The following is a 17,173-nucleotide window of genomic DNA, read 5'->3' as shown; positions in this document are numbered from 1 at the left end:
AACGGCCATCCGGCACGGTTCCCCCCGACAGGGAGGCCGCCGGGTTACCCGCATCGTTGCTCCTGGAGACGAAAAATGAACACCCTTATCTCATCAATTCTGCCGGCTTCGCGCCGCTTAATGGTCCCGGCACTGCTATGTTTGTTCTATGCATCGCCGTCATTCGCCATGGGCGATAACAGCACCCAGAGCAAAACGCCGGACTGCCCCAGCGGGCAGGTATATGACAGCGTCAGCAAGCAGTGCGTCCCGGATAAAACCAGCAGTCTTAGCGATCAGGATAAAACCAACTACGCCTATCATCTGGCGAAAAAAGGGCAATATCAGGCGGCACTGAACCTGCTGGATTCGCTGAAAAACGGCAATACCGCCGAAGCCTGGAACTACCGCGGCTATGCCACCCGTAAGCTCGGACGGACGGATGAAGGGATTGGCTATTATCAGCGCGCGCTGGCGCTTGAGCCCAACTACGCCAAAGCACGTGAATATCTTGGCGAAGCGTGGATGGTAAAAGGCCGCCGGGATCTGGCGCAGGAACAGCTGAAAGTGATTTCCGGAATTTGCGGTCAAAGCTGCGAGGAGTATCGCGATTTGCAGGCCGCCATTAACGGACATCCGGAATCCTGAAGCCCACCGCGAGGGTAAAAAAATTACTACCAGCGACGTTCGCTCACAGCTTGCCGCACATCTGGCCCGTCTTTGGCGCTACGGGCTGATTCTGTCGCACAATCGCGATATTGCCGAAGAGCTAGTTCAGTCAACCTGTGTTCGCGCGCTCGAACGGAGCGCGCAGTTTACGCCGGGCACCCGCATCGACCGGTGGCTGTTCACCATTCTCCACTCCATCTGGATTTCCGAGCTGCGGGCGCGTCACGTCCGAATGGGGCAAGGCTTCGTCGAAAATGACCCGCAGCTTGCCACCGACGACCGCGAAATGAATGAAGATCATCGCCAGTATCAGCAACTTATGCGCCGAGTCAGCGCCCTGCCGGAAGCCCAGCGCAACGCGGTGTTTTTAGTTTATGTTGAAGGTTTTACCTATCAGGAGGCGGCCGATACGCTATCGGTCCCCATCGGTACGGTGATGAGCCGGCTGGCGGCGGCGCGATCGACGCTGGCAAAAACGCCCGCTACCGCCGCTGCAGCCAGGGAGAAACGCCTGTGAAATCATCCTTTTTTACTCCGCCCTATGGCGATGAGGCCATTATTGCCTGGCTGGATGGCGAAATGAGCGCTCCCGATGCTCTCCGTTTTGAAGCCGCCTTCAGAGAGGATCGGCAGCTGGCCGCGCGCACCGCCGAACTGAAGAGCATCCCGCGGAATTATCAGCAGGCGTTTGCCCCGCTGCTGGAACAGGCCCCCGTCGCGCGCATGCAGAGCCGACTTGATGCCCATCTGGCGGCAATGCCCGCGCCGGACAGCGCTGCACCTCCCCCGGCCTTTAGCCGCCGCGCTATGATTGCCGCCTCGCTCGCGTTTTTACTGATCGGCAGCGGCTTAGGCTATCTGGCTCGTCCCGCTCCCGGCGAACCTGATGAGAGCGAAAACATTCGCGATCTCGAGGCCCGTTACATGTCGCTGTATAGCGCGGAAACCCTGCTCGATATAGACAGTTCACCGGCGATATTACAGCGCGGCCTGACGCGCACCGCCGAAGATATCGGTTTAGCGCTCAACCCGCAGCAGCTTGCGCTGCCGGGCGCCGAGCTAAAAATGGTGCGCATTCTGCGTTACGAGCGCACCACCATTGCGCAGATCGCCTGGATTCACGCGGCGTATGGGCCGATGGCGCTGTGCATCTCTGCGGCCAGCCCGCAAAACGAGACCAGGATAGTCGCGGAACGGCGGCACGACATGAACCTCGCCTGGTGGCGCGCTAACGGATATCAGTTCGTGCTGATTGGCCGCAATCCTCGCGCACAATTGCACGATAACGCCCGCAAACTGCAGGACTTACTGTCATAGGCAACGTCGCCCTTCGGGGCGATGACCGGCGATAGCGGGCGATGATTCGCTCAACATCGCTGAGAACTGCCGTCGGCCATCGCATCCGGCCGCTAAATATTTTTCACCCGGCGAAACTTTCTTTCTCACTCCGGCGAACTGTATAGCAGAGTCACCTGACCAGAACGCCCTGACATCGCTGGAGCTAATAATGAAACTGATGAAAAACCTTGCTCGTTCTTTGACCCTGACCGTCGCGCTTGGCCTGTCCGCCACCGCGTTTAACGCCGGCGCGGCGCTGCCCGTCGGCGCAAAAGCCCCTGCTTTCGAACTGCAGGGCGCCTTAGCCGGTAAACCGATCGCCTTCTCCCTGCAGCAGGCTTTGCAAAAGGGGCCGGTGGTGCTCTATTTCTTCCCGGCGGCATTTACCGCCGGCTGCACCATTGAGGCCCACGCTTTCGCCGAAGCCACCGATGAATTTAACAAAATGGGCGCTACCGTCATCGGCGTCACCGCCGGTAACACCGATCAGGTCAGCGATTTCTCTAAACTGGAGTGCCGCGATAAGTTCGCCGTCGCCGCGGATCCGGGGGCAAAAGTCGCCGCGCAGTATCAAACGCTGATGGAGATGAAAGGTAAGACCGTTTCTGACCGGACTTCATTTGTCATTGCGCCGGACAACACGATTCTGCTCAGCTACACCGATCGAAATCCGGATGCTCATATTGAGAAGACCCTGGCCGCGGTCAAGCAGTACGACGCCGCCCACCCGCAAACCCACTAAGCGAAGAGGCCAGCGATGCTCACCGCCATGCTGGCCGCCTTTATTGGCGGCATCATACTCAACTTTATGCCCTGCGTTTTTCCGGTCATCTCCCTGAAAGCGCTCGGGCTTCTGCGCCATGCGGATAACGCCGTGGGCGCTCGTCGCGAAGGGCTGGCTTTTTTACTTGGTGTGATGGTCACCATGATGCTGTTGGCCGGTGTTCTGCTGGCTGCCCGCGCCGGCGGCGTCGCTGTCGGCTGGGGGTTCCAGCTGCAATCGCCGCTGGTGATTGCCCTGCTTTCGCTGGTGATCCTCGCCGCAGCGCTGAACCTGCTGGGGGTGTTCGAGGTCGGGCTATCGGCGCAGCGTGTCGGCGCTCTGGATATTGGCCGCGGCGCCTTTTTACGCTCGGCGATGACCGGCGCGCTGGCAATCGTCGTTGCAACCCCGTGCGCGGCGCCGTTTATGGCCAGTGCGATTGGCTATGCGCTGGTGCAGCCGCCGGCCACCGCGCTGGCCGTGTTTTTTGCCCTCGCGCTCGGCTTTTCCGCTCCGTTCACCCTCGTCTCACTGTTTCCGGCGCTGGCTTCTCTCCTCCCCCGTCCTGGCGGGTGGATGGATATTCTTAAACGTGCGCTGGCCTTTCCGATGTTCGGCGCTTACGCCTGGCTGGTTTGGGTGCTGACGCAGCAGGCCGGTAGCAGCGCGCTGGCGACGCTACTGGCGGCCTCCGTGGTGCTGAGCTTTGCTGCCTGGCTCTATGGTATCGCCCAGCAGCGCCGCTTTCAGGGCAAAGGGCATAAGCGCCTGTTCGCCGTCACCGGCCTGCTCGCCGTCGCGGTTATTGCCCCGCTGGTCGGTCTGATTCAGGCTGATTCCGTGTCGCCCGGCGCACAGACTGTCGCGACCGCCGAAACCGCTGCGGAAAAATGGACGCCGCAGGCTGTCGAGGCGCAGCGCGGCCACGGCAAAGCGATCTTTGTTAACTTCACCGCCTCCTGGTGTATCACCTGCCAGGTTAACGAAAAGACATCGCTTTCAACCCAGGCCGTAAAAGAGGCGCTGGCAAAAACCGGGACGCTGTATATGGTGGCAGACTCGACTAAATTTAATCCGGACGTCGATGATGCGCTGAATCAATTTGGTCAGGGCGGTCTGCCGCTGTACGTGGTCTATCCTGCCGATGGCGGGCCGCCGAAAGTACTGCCGCAGCTCCTGACTCCGGGCATCGTCGTGAACGCCCTGAACCAGGCAACCGGCAAAAAAGCATAAACGCAACAAGGCGGATTATGGAAATAAACGACAGCGCGCGTGAAAGCTGGCCCGCGCTAATGGAGCAGGCGCAGGCGGGCGATCAGCTCGCCTACACCCGGCTGTTAAAAGCGCTGGTTCCGGTCATTCGTTCGCAGATACGTAAGCGAATCGCCGACGACGCGTTAGTCGAAGATGTGATTCAGGATGTGCTGCTGACGGTGCATCGGGTACGCCATACCTACGATCCGAGCTACCCTTTTTTGCCCTGGCTGATGGCGATTATTTCGGCGCGGGCCGTTGATGCGCTGCGCCGTCGCGGCCGCTATCAGCAGTGGGAGATCCCCAAAGAGACGCTGCCGGAACCGGCAACGTCAGCAGATCCGCAAAAGCGGGATAGTCGGGAGGAGCTGGCGGGCTATTTGCGCCAGCTCCCCTCCCGCCAACGAGCCATTGTGGAGCATGTCCATCTGCGCGAAATGAGCCTGACGGAAGCCGCTGCACATAATAATCTGAGTGTCGCCGCAGTGAAATCGCTGCTGCATCGGGCGCTGAAAAACCTGCGCCGTTTTGGAGCTCATCATGACTAATCATGACCTGTTAATTGACAAACTGGGGCGCGACATGCGGCCGGTGAAACGCCTGCCGTCGACCGGCAGGCGGGTTCTGACCTGGCTGGCAGCGGCGCTGCCGTGCGCGGTTGCCGCCAGTTTCCTTGTGCAACGCAGTCCGACCGACTGGTCACAGCCCGGCGCCCCTCTGGCGGTGGTGCAGCTGCTGCTGGCTTTTGTGCTCGGCGCGCTGGCGATTCGCAGCGCCTTCACGATGAGCATTGCCGGCCGGCGTTCGCTCAGCTGGAAAGCCCTGCTGCCGATTGGGCTGATGTGGCTGGGGTTGAGTATCAGCAGCATTCCCTATCCGGCGCTGCGGGTGGCGGAGAGCGACAGCACGCCCTGCTTTACCTTTTTGCTGGTGGTCAGCACGCCAATGATGGCGCTGATGATCGCCAGTCTGCGCCGCACCCGAACGCTGCATCCGGTGCGCAGCCTGGCAATGGCGGGACTGGGCATTGCCAGCATGGCGGTCAGCCTGCTGGCGTTTTGCCATCCGGTGCATCTGCACCCGATGGATTTTGTCATGCATCTGGCGGCGATAGTCACAATCGTGGCGCTGACGGTGTTGGTTGGCAGGCGCTGGGTGGCGCTGGATTAGCGGGCGTTCTCTACCGCTCATCGCTGCGCTATCGGGTCTGGTCATCCATCAGGTTGATGGCACTTTGTTTGCCGGCGCTTCAGACTACGCTAACCGATAAAAAACCTCGCCGCGGCGAGGTTTTTTATCTCAGCAACTTAGTAAGCGTTAACGACCACCCACATTGGCCCCTGACCGACGGCATAGCGCCCTTTCTCTGTCAGCAGCCCCTGCTCACCGACGATCTCATAGACCGCAATATGGTGTGATTTCTGCCCCGCAGCGATCAGATATTTACCGCTGTGATCGAGATTGAAACCGCGCGGCTGCGCCTCCGTCGGCTGATACCCTTCAATGGACAGCACGCTGCCATCTTCGGATACGCTGAAAATGGTGATGATGCTGGCGGTACGGTCACAGGCGTACAGATGACGGCCATCCGGCGTCAGATGAATATCCGCCGCCCAGCGTACGTCGGTAAAACCGGCGGGCATCATATCCAGCGTCTGGACGCACTCAATTTCGCCATGCGGATCTTTCAGCTCCCAGACGTCAACGGAGCTGTTCAGTTCATTCACGCAGTAGCCGTATTGCTGATTCGGATGGAACACCATGTGACGCGGGCCAGCCCCTTCAACGGTGGTCACTTCCGCCGGTTCTTGCGCCGCGAGGAAGCCATCATCGCTGAGGGTAAACAGGCAAATACGATCCTGTTTCAGCGCCGGGACCCACAGGGTGCGGTTGTCGGGCGAAATATTGGCCGAGTGACACCCTTCCAGCCCTTCCACAACGGCCACCGTTTCACCCGGCAGACCATCGATCAGCGGAGTAACGCTCACGCAGCCGGCGTTATAGGACGCGCTGAAGACAAAACGGCCCTGATGATCGGTCGAAATATGCGTCGGGCTGCCCGGCAGCGCCGCTTCGCCGGCGAAAGTCAGCGCGCCGTTATCGGGCGCAATGCGGTAAGCCAGGACGCGAAACTCCGGACGTACGCCAACGTAGAGATACTCTTTATTCGGGCTCACCACCATCGGCTGAACCTGACCCGGGGCATCCACAACCTGAACAAGCTTCAGGTTACCCTCAAGATCGAGACTCCAGACATGAATCTGCTGGCTTTCCGGGCTGGCGGTATAAACGGTTTGTTTCATGACTGCTCCTTTCCTCACTGCACAGGGAAAACGTATACATTTCATTCATCAAGCTGCTGAGCTGATGCAATGTATAGACTCTTTTAACGGTAGATGCTGAAAAATTTGCCCCGCAGGCATAGCGGTGTACCATCATGCCAGGCAATTTTTTCATCATTAACCGGAAACAACACATGACATCACGCGTGATTGCACTGGATTTAGACGGCACCCTGCTCACCTCCAACAAAACTATCCTGCCCGCCTCGCTGGAAGCCCTGGCCCGCGCCAGAGCGGCAGGGTTCCAGGTGATCGTCGTCACTGGCCGACATCACGTCGCTATCCATCCTTTTTATCAGGCACTGGCTCTGGATACACCTGCAATTTGTTGTAATGGCACTTATTTGTATGATTATCAGGCAAAAAAGGTTCTGCAGTCCGATCCGATGCCGGTTGATAAAGCGTTGAGCCTGACCGATATGCTCGCCGCGCACGATATTCACGGCCTGATGTATGTCGACGACGCAATGCTCTATGAACGTCCGACCGGGCACGTTATCCGTACTAGCCGCTGGGCACAGTCGCTGCCCGTCGAGCAGCGTCCGGTGTTCACCCAGGTCGCTTCGCTGGCGCAGGCCGCCCGCGACGTCGAGTCGGTGTGGAAGTTTGCCCTCACCGATGAAGATATACCTAAGCTGCAGCAGTTCGCCCTTGATGTGGGTCAGACGCTGGGTCTGGAGTGCGAATGGTCGTGGCACGATCAGGTCGATATCGCCCGCGCGGGCAACAGCAAAGGCAAGCGCCTGACGCAGTGGGTGGAAGCACAGGGCCTGTCCATGCAGGACGTGGTGGCCTTTGGCGATAACTATAATGACCTCAGCATGCTGGAAGCCGCCGGAACCGGCGTGGCGATGGGCAATGCAGTTGAGGAAGTCAAAGCGCGCGCCAACGTGGTCATTGGCGAAAACGAAAGCAACAGTATTGCCGACTTCATCAACCGCAACCTGCTGTAATCAGGCGGCAATCGATACGCTTTTAATCTGCGCATACAGCCATTGACCTGGCGTGACCCCCAGGTCATCTCTGGCCCACGGGCTGATGCGCGCCCACAGCGGACGGCCGCTGACGTTCAGCTGCACTTCGATCTGTCCGTGTGTTTCAAGACACTGCACGACCCGCGCCGGCAAAATATTGCGAATGCTGGTCTGCTGCGGCTGTTCGAGCACCAGCGAGACGTCGGAGGCCTGAATGCGAATTCGCGTCGCCTCGCCGATTGGCCGATCGAGATAGTTCACCCAGATCTGCTGCTCGCCCAGCGCCAGCGCGGTCATGGCATAACGGGGATGCTGTGCTGCAACGGACACGTTCAGTATTGTGCTCTGCTGATCCGGCGGCAGCCACGGATGCATCACGCTGCTGCTCCATACCTCCTCCAGATCGCCAAAGGCTTTGACGCTCCCCTCCTCCAGCACCAGCACCTTATCCGCCAGATGTTGAATCTCATCAAGCGAGTGGCTGACGTAGAGCATCGGGATATGTATTTCCCGCGCCAGCCGCTGCAGGTACGGCAGAAGCTCACGTTTACGAGGGATATCCAGCGAAGCCAGCGGCTCATCAAGCAGCAACAGCTCAGGTGCGGTGAGAAGCGCTCTGCCAATCGCCACACGCTGCTTTTCTCCGCCGGACAGCCCCCCCGGCAGGCGATCAAGCAGCGGTTCGATACCGAGCAGCGCCACCAGCTTATCAAACTGACCGGCCATACTTTTCGCCATGCCGTACTTCAGATTGCCGCGCACCTTATAGTGCGGAAACAGGCGTGCATCCTGAAACACATAGCCCACCCGCCGCTTTTCCGGGGCCAGGCAGATGCGTTTTTCCGTGTCATTTAAAACCCTGCCGTTGAGCACAATTCGCCCTTTCTGCGGCCGGGTCAGGCCGCTGATGGCATTAATCAGGGAGGTTTTGCCTGCGCCGGAGACGCCAAAAACGGCGGTGATACCGCTGGCAGGCAGCGTTTCATCGATACTCAGGCAGTGGCTGCCCAGCGTCTGGGTAAAATGGAGTTCAAGCATGGTTATTTCCCCGTCCGCACGCGGCTGAGCCGCGCCAGCCATTCAGAAACCAGCAGCGAAACCAGCGCCAGCACGATGGAAATCAAACATAAGCGCGCGGCGGCCCCTTCGCCGCCGGGGGTTTGAATCAGGGTATACATCGCCGAAGGAATAGTGCGCGTTTCTCCCGGGATATTGGAGACAAAGGTAATAGTGGCGCCAAACTCCCCTAGCGAACGGGCGAAGGCCAGAACGGTACCGACGATAATGCCCGGCAGCGTCAGCGGCAGCGTTATCGTAAAAAACACCCGCCAACGGCCCGCCCCCAGAGTTCGCGCCGCCTGTTCCAGCTTCACGTCCACCCCTTCCAGCGCCAGACGAATGGCCCGCACCATCAGCGGAAAGGACATGACCGCCGCCGCCAGCACCGCCCCGCGCCAGCTGAAGGCAAAGGTCAAACCGAACCAGTCATATAGCCAGCTGCCGATAAAACCGCGCCGACCCATGGCAATCAACAGCAGGTACCCCACCACCACCGGCGGCAGCACCAGCGGCAGGTGGATAATACTGTCGAGCAGCGCCTTTCCGGGGAAATTGCGCCGCACCAGCAGCCATGAGATAAAAATCCCAAAAGGTAAGCTTAACACCACCGCCAGGGATGAGACTTTCAGGCTCAGCAGTACCGCCTGCCATTCGGGATCGCTTAAAATCATTAGCGGGTGGTAAATCCGTATTGTTTGAAGATGGCGGCCGCCTGCGGTCCTTTCAGGTAGTCGTAAAATCCGGTGACGGTGGCATTTTTATGCCCGTCGACGATAGCCAGCGGGTATTCAACTTTCTTGTGCGAATCTTCCGGGAACGTCCCGACCACTTTCACACCTTTGCTCGCCACCGCATCGGAACCGTAGACGATACCCAGCGGGGCTTCGTTACGCTCAACCAGCGCCAGCGCTCCGCGCACGTCTTCAGCCGGTGCCAGTTTCGGCGCCAGCGTCTCCCAGGCACCCAGTTTTTGCAGCGCTTCTTTGGCGTAGATACCTGCCGGCACGTGCTCCGGGTCGCCAACGGCCAGACGGCCGCCTTTCAGCAGGCTGGTCCAGTCGGTTTTGTTGTTAATCACTATGTCGCCCTGCGCGCTGGCTTCAGGCGCGACAACGACCAGGCTGTTGCCAAGCAGCGTTGCACGCGAGGCGGTATCAATCGCTTTTTTCTCGACCGCGTAATCCATCCATTTCTGGTCGGCAGAGATAAACAGATCCGCAGGCGCGCCGGCTTCGATTTGCCGTGCCAGCGTGGATGAAGAGGCAAACGAGGAGACCACATCGACGTTTTTCTCTTTCTTATAGGCCTTCGCAATATCCTGCATTGCATTCGTTAACGATGCCGCGGCAAACACCGTAATTTTCCCTTCTTCTGCCAGCGCGTGCCCTGCGACGGAAAGTGTTAGCGTCGCTCCGGCAAACAAGGGTAACCATTGACGTGCCATCTGAAACTCCTGTAGTTGCGTTATGTATATGACAATATAACGATAAGATCAGGGTTTTCCCAGCGCGAATTGGTGGTAGCCAGAGGAGGATCAAAAGAGGGTGAAAAAAAGAAAAGAACGAGGAAATGAAAACGCCCGGAAAACCGGGCGCCGGGAAATCAGTTGTTCTGCTGGCCGCGATCTTTGTGACCTGCGCCGGAGAAGATGTTAAACACTTCGCCCAGACCGTAAATCAGACCGAGGATGATGGCCATCACCACCGGGACCATGACAACGGCAAAAACCAGACTTTTCAATAGCTCTAACATGGTTGGCTCCAGAAAGTACGAATGCTTTATTGTAACCGCTTCAGCTGGAAAAACACGCCCCATTTGTGCGGTGGCTGGCCGATAACGGCGACAGATGCATCTTGCAAGATGCCCGCTATCGGTCACAATACTCTTTTTTGCCAGGATATCATTATGCAGGCTGAAATTCTTCTGACCCTCAAGCTACAGCAGCGCCTGTTTGCCGATCCGCGTCGTATCGCCCTGTTAAAACAGATCGATTCCACCGGTTCGATTAGCCAGGGCGCGAAAAACGCGGGCATTAGCTATAAAAGCGCATGGGACGCCATCAATGAGATGAACCAGCTCAGCGAACAGACGCTGGTGGACAGGGCTACCGGCGGTAAAGGCGGCGGCGGCGCCGTGCTGACCCGCTACGGACAGCGGCTGATCCAGCTGTACGATCTGCTGGCGCAAATTCAGCAAAAAGCTTTCGATGTGTTGAGCGACGACGATGCCCTGCCTCTCGACAGCCTGCTGGCCGCTATTTCGCGCTTCTCGCTGCAGACCAGCGCGCGTAACCAGTGGTTTGGTACTATCACCGGCCGCGACCACCAGCAGGTACAGCAGCATGTCGACGTGCTCCTTGCCGATCGTCAGACCCGCTTAAAAGTCGCTATCACCGCGCAGAGCGCAGAGCGCCTTGGCCTGGATGAGGGTCAGGAAGTGCTGGTGCTACTGAAGGCTCCCTGGGTGGGGATGACTCAGGATCCGGCGGTTGCCAAAGAGGCCGATAACCAACTCGCCGGGCGGATCAGCCATATCGAATACGGCCCGGAACAGTGTGAAGTGCTGATGGCGCTGCCTGATGGCCAGAGTTTGTGCGCCACCCTACCGCTGGAACAGACCCGAAAACTGGCAGAAGGTGCTGAGGCGATAGCATATTTTAATGCCGATCGAATCATTCTCGCCACGTTATGCTGACGGCATTGACATTGCGCGCGTGACGTCGTATCCCTGTGGCAAATCGCTGCAAAAAGTGGGATACACAATGTCATCATTGCAAATTTCGCAAGGCACGTTTCGCCTGAGCGACACAAAAACGTTAAAAATCGAGCACCTCACCGTTGGCGCTGGCGAGAGCTGGGCCTTCGTCGGCAGCAACGGCAGCGGGAAGTCGGCGCTGGCTCGCGCGCTGTCCGGTGAGCTCACCCTGCTGTCCGGCCAGTATGAAAACCGCTTTTCCCGGGTAACCCGCCTCTCCTTCGAACAGCTGCAGAAGCTGGTCAGCGATGAATGGCAACGCAACAATACGGACCTACTCAGCCCAGGCGAAGAGGACACCGGCCGCACGACGGAAGAGATTATTCAGGAAGAGTCCAAAGACGCCGCCCGCTGCGCGCGTCTGGCGGAGTTGTTTGGCATTACTTCTTTGCTCCAGCGCCGCTTTAAATACCTCTCCACCGGAGAAACGCGTAAAACGCTGCTCTGTCAGGCGCTGATGACGCAGCCGGACCTGTTGATTCTCGATGAGCCGTTTGACGGCCTGGACGTGGCTTCCCGCCAGCAGCTTGCCGGGCTGCTGGCGCGGTTGCACCTCGAAGGGCTCACGCTGGTCCTGGTACTCAACCGCTTCGACGAAATCCCGTCGTTTGTCCAGTTTGCCGGCGTGCTGGCCGATTGCACCCTGAGCGAAACCGGCGAAAAGCAGGCGCTGCTGCAACAGGCGCTGATTGCCCAGCTGGCGCACAGTGAAAAACTGGCTGGCATGAGCTTACCGGAACCAGACGCCCCCGCCGCCCGCCATGCTCTCGACGCCGGGGCCCCGCGCATCGTCCTGCGGGATGGCGTGGTGTCATACAACGACCGGCCGATCATCGAGCGCCTGAGCTGGACGGTTAACCCCGGTGAGCACTGGCAGATCGTCGGTCCCAACGGCGCCGGGAAATCGACCCTGCTCAGTCTGGTGACCGGCGACCATCCGCAGGGCTACAGCAACGACCTGACCCTCTTTGGCCGCCGCCGCGGCAGCGGTGAAACCATCTGGGACATCAAAAAGCATATTGGCTACGTCAGCAGCAGTCTGCATCTTGAGTACCGCGTCAGTACCACGGTTCGCAACGTGATCCTGTCGGGTTATTTCGACTCTATCGGTATTTATCAGGCCGTTTCTGATAAGCAGCGCAAGCTGGTGCAGAACTGGCTGGATATACTGGGAATCGACAAACGTACCGCCGATGCGCCGTTCCACAGTCTCTCCTGGGGACAACAACGGCTGGCGCTGATCGTCCGGGCGCTGGTGAAGCATCCGACGCTGTTGATTCTTGACGAGCCCCTGCAGGGACTGGATCCGCTTAACCGTCAGCTGGTACGGCGCTTCGTGGATGTTTTGATTAGCGAAGGTGCCACTCAGCTGCTGTTTGTCTCCCATCACGCCGAAGATGCGCCGGACTGCATTACCCATCGTCTGGAGTTTGTGCGCAGTGGAGACGGTTACACTTATCAGGTCGGTCCACTCACGGACTGAGCCAAAACAGGGGGCCATGCCCCCCTGTTTTTTTTCAGAGAAATAACCAGAAAAACAATCAACATGCTGTTTTTAAACACTAAAAAGTAAAAATATCGCATTATGTCTTTTAGTGTAAGCGATTCCACCAATTTGGCCTGTGTCACACTTTCCACTTCTTTGATATGCTATCTTCATCACACACGATAAGCCTATTGGAGCGAATCATGAAAGTACTGGTTACAGGTGGTAGCGGTTACATTGGAAGTCATACCTGCGTTCAACTGCTGCTGCAGGGACATGAAGTGATTATTCTCGACAATCTCTGCAACAGTAAGCGCAGCGTATTGCCGGTCATTGAACGTCTCGGCGGGAAAACAGCCACCTTTGTCGAAGGCGATATTCGTAATGAAGCGCTGATGACGGAAATTCTGCACGATCACGCTATTGAAGCAGTGATCCACTTTGCCGGCCTGAAAGCCGTCGGCGAATCCGTCGCGAAGCCGCTGGAATACTACGACAATAACGTCACCGGTACACTTAAATTAGTTTCCGCCATGCGCGCCGCTGGCGTGAAGAACTTTATTTTTAGCTCCTCCGCGACCGTCTACGGCGATCAGCCGAAGATCCCTTATGTCGAAAGCTTCCCGACCGGTACGCCGCAGAGCCCGTATGGCAAAAGCAAGCTGATGGTCGAACAAATTCTGACCGACCTGCAAAAAGCCCAGCCGGACTGGAGCATTGCGCTGCTGCGTTACTTCAACCCGGTCGGCGCGCATCCGTCAGGCGACATGGGCGAAGATCCGCAGGGTATCCCGAACAACCTGATGCCTTATATCGCGCAGGTGGCCGTTGGTCGTCGCGAATCGCTGGCCGTTTTCGGCAATGATTATCCGACCCCTGACGGTACCGGCGTACGCGACTATATCCACGTCATGGACCTCGCCGACGGCCACGTTGCGGCGATGGAAAAACTGGCGGGCCGCGAAGGCGTACACATTTATAACCTCGGCGCAGGCGTCGGCAGCAGCGTCCTCGACGTGATCAATGCCTTCAGTAAAGCCTGCGGCAAACCTGTTAATTACCACTTCGCGCCGCGCCGCGATGGCGACCTCCCGGCCTACTGGGCGGATGCCGAAAAGGCCGACCGCGAGCTGAACTGGCGCGTTACGCGCGACCTTGACGAGATGGCGCAGGACACCTGGCACTGGCAGTCCCGTCATCCGCAGGGTTACCCAGACTAAGGAACCGTCATGAGCGTATTTAACCCCGTCGACCATCCGCATCGTCGTTATAACCCGTTAACCGGGCAGTGGATTCTGGTATCACCGCATCGCGCCAGGCGCCCCTGGCAAGGGGCGCAGGAAACGCCGGCAAAAGCAACCTTGCCGGCGCACGATCCGGATTGTTTTCTGTGTCCGGGTAACACCCGCGTCACCGGCGACACGAACCCGAATTACACCGGTACCTACGTGTTTACCAATGACTTTGCGGCATTGATGACCGACACGCCCGATGCCCCGAATAGCGACGATCCGCTGATGCGCTGTCAAAGCGCACGCGGCACCAGCCGGGTCATCTGCTTCTCGCCGGATCACAGCAAAACGCTGCCTGAGCTGAGCGTTGAAGCGCTGGAAGAGGTGGTTAATACGTGGCAGGAACAGACGGCTGAGCTGGGCCAAACCTATCCGTGGGTGCAGGTGTTTGAGAATAAAGGCGCGGCGATGGGCTGCTCCAACCCGCACCCGCACGGGCAGGTCTGGGCCAACAGCTTCCTGCCAAATGAGGCGGAACGCGAAGATCGTTTGCAAAAAGAGTATTTCGCCGCTCAGGGTTCGCCGATGCTGGTGGATTACGTTCAGCGCGAATTAGCCGACGGCAGCCGGACTGTCGTCGAAACAGAACATTGGCTGGCCGTCGTACCTTACTGGGCGGCCTGGCCTTTTGAGACGCTGCTGCTGCCGAAGGCACACATTCAGCGCCTCACCGATTTAACCGCAGCCCAGCGTAGCGATCTTGCGCTGGCGCTGAAAAAGCTGACCAGCCGTTACGACAACCTGTTCAAGTGCTCATTCCCTTATTCCATGGGCTGGCACGGGGCGCCGTTCAATAACGAAGAGAATAATCACTGGCAGCTACACGCTCACTTTTATCCGCCGCTGCTGCGCTCTGCGACGGTGCGTAAATTTATGGTCGGCTACGAAATGCTGGCTGAAACTCAGCGCGATTTGACGGCTGAACAAGCCGCCGAACGCCTGCGGGCAGTGAGCGACGTCCATTTTCGCGAATCCGGAGAATAACAATGAGTCTGAAAGAGAAAACCCAAACCCTGTTTGCTGAAAAGTTCGGCTACCCTGCGACCCACGTTATTCAGGCACCGGGCCGCGTCAATCTGATCGGCGAACATACCGACTACAACGACGGCTTCGTGCTGCCCTGCGCGATTGATTATCAGACGGTGATCAGCTGCGCGCCGCGCACGGACCGTATTGTCCGGGTGATTGCCGCCGATTATGACAATCAGAGCGACGAGTTCTCCCTTGATAAGCCGATTGTCAGCCACGAGACCCAACAGTGGTCAAACTACGTCCGCGGAGTGGTAAAACACCTGCAGAAGCGCAATAACCATTTTGGCGGCGCCGATCTGGTGATCAGCGGTAATGTGCCGCAGGGGGCGGGGTTAAGCTCTTCCGCTTCGCTGGAAGTGGCCGTCGGAACCGTGTTCCAGCAGCTGTATCATCTGCCGCTGGACGGGGCGCAAATTGCCCTCAACGGTCAGGAAGCGGAGAACCAGTTCGTCGGCTGCAACTGCGGCATCATGGACCAGCTTATCTCAGCGCTGGGTAAGAAAGATCACGCGCTGCTGCTTGACTGCCGCACATTAGGAACCAAGGCCGTCTCGATGCCGAAAGGCGTCGCGGTGGTGATCATCAACAGTAATTTTAAACGTACTCTGGTCGGTAGCGAATACAACACCCGTCGCGAACAGTGTGAGACCGGCGCGCGTTTCTTCCAGCAGCCTGCGCTGCGCGACGTCAAAATCGCCGAGTTCAATGCCGTTGCCCATGAGCTGGATCCGGTGGTTGCGAAACGCGTCCGCCATGTCCTGACCGAAAATGCGCGTACGCTCGAAGCCGCCACCGCGCTGGAAAAAGGCGACCTCAAGCGTATGGGTGAACTGATGGCGGAATCTCATGCCTCGATGCGCGATGATTTTGAAATTACCGTTCCGCAAATTGACACGCTGGTGGAGATCGTCAAAGCCACCATCGGCGATAAAGGCGGCGTACGCATGACCGGCGGCGGATTTGGCGGCTGCGTCGTGGCGCTGGTGCCGGAAGAGTGCGTTGATACCGTTAAGCAAGCCGTCGCGCAGCAGTATGAAGCGAAAACCGGCATCAAAGAGACCTTCTACGTGTGCAAACCGTCACAGGGGGCCGGCCAGTGCTAAACCAAACGACAGACCTGGCGCCGGACGGGCAGCCGTGGAATCTGATCACCCTGCGGAATAATGCCGGGATGGTGGTCACGCTGATGGACTGGGGCGCAACATTATTATCCGCCCGGGTACCGCTGGCCAACGGCGAAGTACGCGAAGCGCTGCTCGGCTGCGCAACGCCGGAAAACTATACCCGCCAGGCGGCCTATCTCGGCGCCTCCGTGGGCCGCTATGCCAACCGTATCGCCAACAGCCGGTTTACTCTGGATGGCCAGACGATCCAACTGACCCCTTCTAACGAAGCCGGTCATCAGCTGCACGGCGGGCCAGACGGCTTTGACAAACGTCGCTGGCAGATCGTTAGCGCCGACGAACATCAGGCGCTGTTTGCCCTCGCTTCTGATGACGGCGACCAGGGTTTTCCCGGCAACCTGAAAGCCACGGCGCACTACCGTCTTACTGAAGATAACCGCATCGCTATTGAGTATCGTGCGACGGTTGACAGGCCCTGTCCGGTCAACCTGACCAACCACGTCTACTTCAACCTCGACGGCGGGCAGACGGACGTCCGCAATCACCAGCTGCAAATTTTCGCCGACAGCTACCTGCCGGTGGAGAGCGACGGCATTCCGGGCGGCCATTTGCAGGACGTCGCCCGGACCAGCTTCGATTTTCGCTCGCCGAAAACCGTAGCGGTCGATTTTCTTCGCGATGCCGATCAGCAGAAAGTCAAAGGGTATGATCATGCTTTCCTGCTACAGGCAAAAGGCGATGCCCGCAAGGCGGCGGCCCATGTCTGGTCTCAGGATGGTCAACTGCAGATGGCGGTGTATACCTCCGCCCCTGCCCTGCAGTTTTATTCTGGTAATTACCTGGGCGGTACGCCGTCGCGTACCGAACAGCCGTACGCCGACTGGCAAGGTCTGGCGCTGGAGAGTGAATTTCTGCCGGATTCACCCAATCACCCGGAATGGCCCCAGCCCGACTGCATATTGCGCCCGGGCGAGGAGTACGTCAGTCTGACGGAATATCAGTTTATTGCCCGATAAGCCCCCGCCCTCCTGATGGAGGGCTTTTTTTCGCCATTTTGCTGCAAATTACGCCACTTACAGACAAAAATATAACCGCCGTTTTACAAGC

General features: G+C 58.3%; 19 protein-coding genes. 14 read left to right on the top strand and 5 right to left on the bottom strand.

The annotated features are described in order from the left end of the window. Positions 1–75: 75 nt before the first annotated feature. The 7 genes from ROR01S_RS18140 (at position 76) to ROR01S_RS18110 (ending at position 5,173) form a co-directional block, all read left to right on the top strand. A complete protein-coding gene (locus ROR01S_RS18140) occupies positions 76–627 on the top strand; it encodes a tetratricopeptide repeat protein (RefSeq protein ID WP_004859748.1) in 552 nt (183 codons plus the stop codon). Beyond that, complete coding sequence (locus ROR01S_RS18135; RefSeq protein ID WP_071824637.1) at positions 614–1,165, top strand: sigma-70 family RNA polymerase sigma factor; 552 nt, start codon at positions 614–616, stop codon at positions 1,163–1,165. Before ROR01S_RS18140 ends, ROR01S_RS18135 begins: the two co-directional genes overlap by 14 nt. Then, positions 1,162–1,965 carry an anti-sigma factor family protein gene (locus ROR01S_RS18130; protein WP_064359747.1) on the top strand — a complete coding sequence of 268 codons (804 nt, stop codon included), beginning with the start codon at positions 1,162–1,164 and terminating at the stop codon, positions 1,963–1,965. Before ROR01S_RS18135 ends, ROR01S_RS18130 begins: the two co-directional genes overlap by 4 nt. A 190-nt stretch (positions 1,966–2,155) precedes the next feature. After that, positions 2,156–2,728, top strand: coding sequence for a peroxiredoxin (locus ROR01S_RS18125; RefSeq protein WP_032716916.1), 573 nt, complete (start codon positions 2,156–2,158; stop codon positions 2,726–2,728). Between the two features lie 15 nt (positions 2,729–2,743). Continuing rightward, complete coding sequence (locus ROR01S_RS18120) at positions 2,744–3,982, top strand: protein-disulfide reductase DsbD family protein (RefSeq protein WP_064359746.1); 1,239 nt, start codon at positions 2,744–2,746, stop codon at positions 3,980–3,982. 17 nt (positions 3,983–3,999) lie between these two features. Next, positions 4,000–4,551, top strand: a complete 552-nt coding sequence (locus ROR01S_RS18115; protein ID WP_064359745.1) for a sigma-70 family RNA polymerase sigma factor — start codon at positions 4,000–4,002, stop codon at positions 4,549–4,551. Next, a complete protein-coding gene (locus tag ROR01S_RS18110) occupies positions 4,544–5,173 on the top strand; it encodes an NrsF family protein (protein WP_004859734.1) in 630 nt (209 codons plus the stop codon). Before ROR01S_RS18115 ends, ROR01S_RS18110 begins: the two co-directional genes overlap by 8 nt. 137 nt (positions 5,174–5,310) lie before the next feature. On the opposite strand, the gene pgl is transcribed toward ROR01S_RS18110, so the two are convergent. Next, entirely contained in the window at positions 5,311–6,306 is a 996-nt protein-coding gene (gene pgl / locus ROR01S_RS18105) for a 6-phosphogluconolactonase (protein ID WP_054829419.1), read from the bottom strand. Positions 6,307–6,479: 173 nt separating this feature from the next. Here pgl and ROR01S_RS18100 point away from each other — a divergent pair, with 173 nt between their 5' ends. Then, positions 6,480–7,298, top strand: a complete 819-nt coding sequence (locus ROR01S_RS18100; protein WP_004859730.1) for a pyridoxal phosphatase — start codon at positions 6,480–6,482, stop codon at positions 7,296–7,298. On the opposite strand, the gene modC is transcribed toward ROR01S_RS18100, so the two are convergent. From modC to ROR01S_RS26400, 4 genes are all read right to left on the bottom strand, one after another. Further along, complete coding sequence (gene modC / locus ROR01S_RS18095) at positions 7,299–8,357, bottom strand: molybdenum ABC transporter ATP-binding protein ModC (RefSeq protein ID WP_015584861.1); 1,059 nt, start codon at positions 8,355–8,357, stop codon at positions 7,299–7,301. Between the two features lie 2 nt (positions 8,358–8,359). Continuing rightward, entirely contained in the window at positions 8,360–9,049 is a 690-nt protein-coding gene (gene modB, locus ROR01S_RS18090) for a molybdate ABC transporter permease subunit (protein WP_004859726.1), read from the bottom strand. Further along, the gene (gene modA, locus ROR01S_RS18085) at positions 9,049–9,822 is read right to left on the bottom strand and encodes a molybdate ABC transporter substrate-binding protein (RefSeq protein ID WP_064359744.1); all 774 of its coding nucleotides are present in this window, start codon (positions 9,820–9,822) and stop codon (positions 9,049–9,051) included. Before modA ends, modB begins: the two co-directional genes overlap by 1 nt. A 158-nt stretch (positions 9,823–9,980) precedes the next feature. Next, positions 9,981–10,130 (bottom strand): AcrZ family multidrug efflux pump-associated protein, encoded by a 150-nt coding sequence (locus ROR01S_RS26400; protein WP_004859721.1) that lies wholly within the window; start codon positions 10,128–10,130, stop codon positions 9,981–9,983. Between the two features lie 153 nt (positions 10,131–10,283). On the opposite strand from ROR01S_RS26400, the gene modE reads away from it, so the two are divergent. The 6 genes from modE to galM all read left to right on the top strand — a co-directional run bounded on the left by modE (position 10,284) and on the right by galM (position 17,082). Continuing rightward, on the top strand, positions 10,284–11,072 hold the full coding sequence (gene modE, locus ROR01S_RS18080) for a molybdenum-dependent transcriptional regulator (RefSeq protein ID WP_004859720.1): 789 nt from the start codon (positions 10,284–10,286) through the stop codon (positions 11,070–11,072). Between the two features lie 67 nt (positions 11,073–11,139). After that, on the top strand, positions 11,140–12,615 hold the full coding sequence (gene modF / locus ROR01S_RS18075; protein ID WP_032717173.1) for a molybdate ABC transporter ATP-binding protein ModF: 1,476 nt from the start codon (positions 11,140–11,142) through the stop codon (positions 12,613–12,615). A gap of 206 nt (positions 12,616–12,821) precedes the next feature. Then, positions 12,822–13,838, top strand: coding sequence for a UDP-glucose 4-epimerase GalE (galE, locus tag ROR01S_RS18070; protein ID WP_004859716.1), 1,017 nt, complete (start codon positions 12,822–12,824; stop codon positions 13,836–13,838). A 9-nt stretch (positions 13,839–13,847) separates the two neighbouring features. Continuing rightward, positions 13,848–14,894, top strand: a complete 1,047-nt coding sequence (galT, locus tag ROR01S_RS18065) for a galactose-1-phosphate uridylyltransferase (RefSeq protein ID WP_015584864.1) — start codon at positions 13,848–13,850, stop codon at positions 14,892–14,894. A 2-nt stretch (positions 14,895–14,896) separates the two neighbouring features. Continuing rightward, entirely contained in the window at positions 14,897–16,045 is a 1,149-nt protein-coding gene (galK, locus tag ROR01S_RS18060; RefSeq protein WP_004859713.1) for a galactokinase, read from the top strand. Beyond that, on the top strand, positions 16,039–17,082 hold the full coding sequence (gene galM / locus ROR01S_RS18055) for a galactose-1-epimerase (RefSeq protein WP_015584865.1): 1,044 nt from the start codon (positions 16,039–16,041) through the stop codon (positions 17,080–17,082). Before galK ends, galM begins: the two co-directional genes overlap by 7 nt. Positions 17,083–17,173: the final 91 nt, after the last annotated feature.

It is taken from the genome of Klebsiella ornithinolytica NBRC 105727 = ATCC 31898, assembly GCF_001598295.1.
Taxonomy (GTDB): domain Bacteria; phylum Pseudomonadota; class Gammaproteobacteria; order Enterobacterales; family Enterobacteriaceae; genus Klebsiella; species Klebsiella ornithinolytica.
This window is presented reverse-complemented; position numbering and strand designations above follow the sequence as displayed.

What these genes read in the sequence shown, in the direction of transcription:
- ROR01S_RS18140 (WP_004859748.1), top strand. Translation starts at nt 76, where the DNA reads ATGAACACCCTTATCTCATCAATTCTGCCGGCTTCGCGCCGCTTAATG.
- modC (WP_015584861.1), bottom strand. Translation starts at nt 8,357, where the DNA reads ATGCTTGAACTCCATTTTACCCAGACGCTGGGCAGCCACTGCCTGAGT.
- galK (WP_004859713.1), top strand. Translation starts at nt 14,897, where the DNA reads ATGAGTCTGAAAGAGAAAACCCAAACCCTGTTTGCTGAAAAGTTCGGC.
- ROR01S_RS18110 (WP_004859734.1), top strand. Translation starts at nt 4,544, where the DNA reads ATGACTAATCATGACCTGTTAATTGACAAACTGGGGCGCGACATGCGG.
- galE (WP_004859716.1), top strand. Translation starts at nt 12,822, where the DNA reads ATGAAAGTACTGGTTACAGGTGGTAGCGGTTACATTGGAAGTCATACC.
- ROR01S_RS18100 (WP_004859730.1), top strand. Translation starts at nt 6,480, where the DNA reads ATGACATCACGCGTGATTGCACTGGATTTAGACGGCACCCTGCTCACC.
- modF (WP_032717173.1), top strand. Translation starts at nt 11,140, where the DNA reads ATGTCATCATTGCAAATTTCGCAAGGCACGTTTCGCCTGAGCGACACA.
- pgl (WP_054829419.1), bottom strand. Translation starts at nt 6,306, where the DNA reads ATGAAACAAACCGTTTATACCGCCAGCCCGGAAAGCCAGCAGATTCAT.
- galT (WP_015584864.1), top strand. Translation starts at nt 13,848, where the DNA reads ATGAGCGTATTTAACCCCGTCGACCATCCGCATCGTCGTTATAACCCG.
- modA (WP_064359744.1), bottom strand. Translation starts at nt 9,822, where the DNA reads ATGGCACGTCAATGGTTACCCTTGTTTGCCGGAGCGACGCTAACACTT.
- modE (WP_004859720.1), top strand. Translation starts at nt 10,284, where the DNA reads ATGCAGGCTGAAATTCTTCTGACCCTCAAGCTACAGCAGCGCCTGTTT.
- ROR01S_RS18115 (WP_064359745.1), top strand. Translation starts at nt 4,000, where the DNA reads ATGGAAATAAACGACAGCGCGCGTGAAAGCTGGCCCGCGCTAATGGAG.
- modB (WP_004859726.1), bottom strand. Translation starts at nt 9,049, where the DNA reads ATGATTTTAAGCGATCCCGAATGGCAGGCGGTACTGCTGAGCCTGAAA.
- ROR01S_RS26400 (WP_004859721.1), bottom strand. Translation starts at nt 10,130, where the DNA reads ATGTTAGAGCTATTGAAAAGTCTGGTTTTTGCCGTTGTCATGGTCCCG.
- ROR01S_RS18120 (WP_064359746.1), top strand. Translation starts at nt 2,744, where the DNA reads ATGCTCACCGCCATGCTGGCCGCCTTTATTGGCGGCATCATACTCAAC.
- ROR01S_RS18125 (WP_032716916.1), top strand. Translation starts at nt 2,156, where the DNA reads ATGAAACTGATGAAAAACCTTGCTCGTTCTTTGACCCTGACCGTCGCG.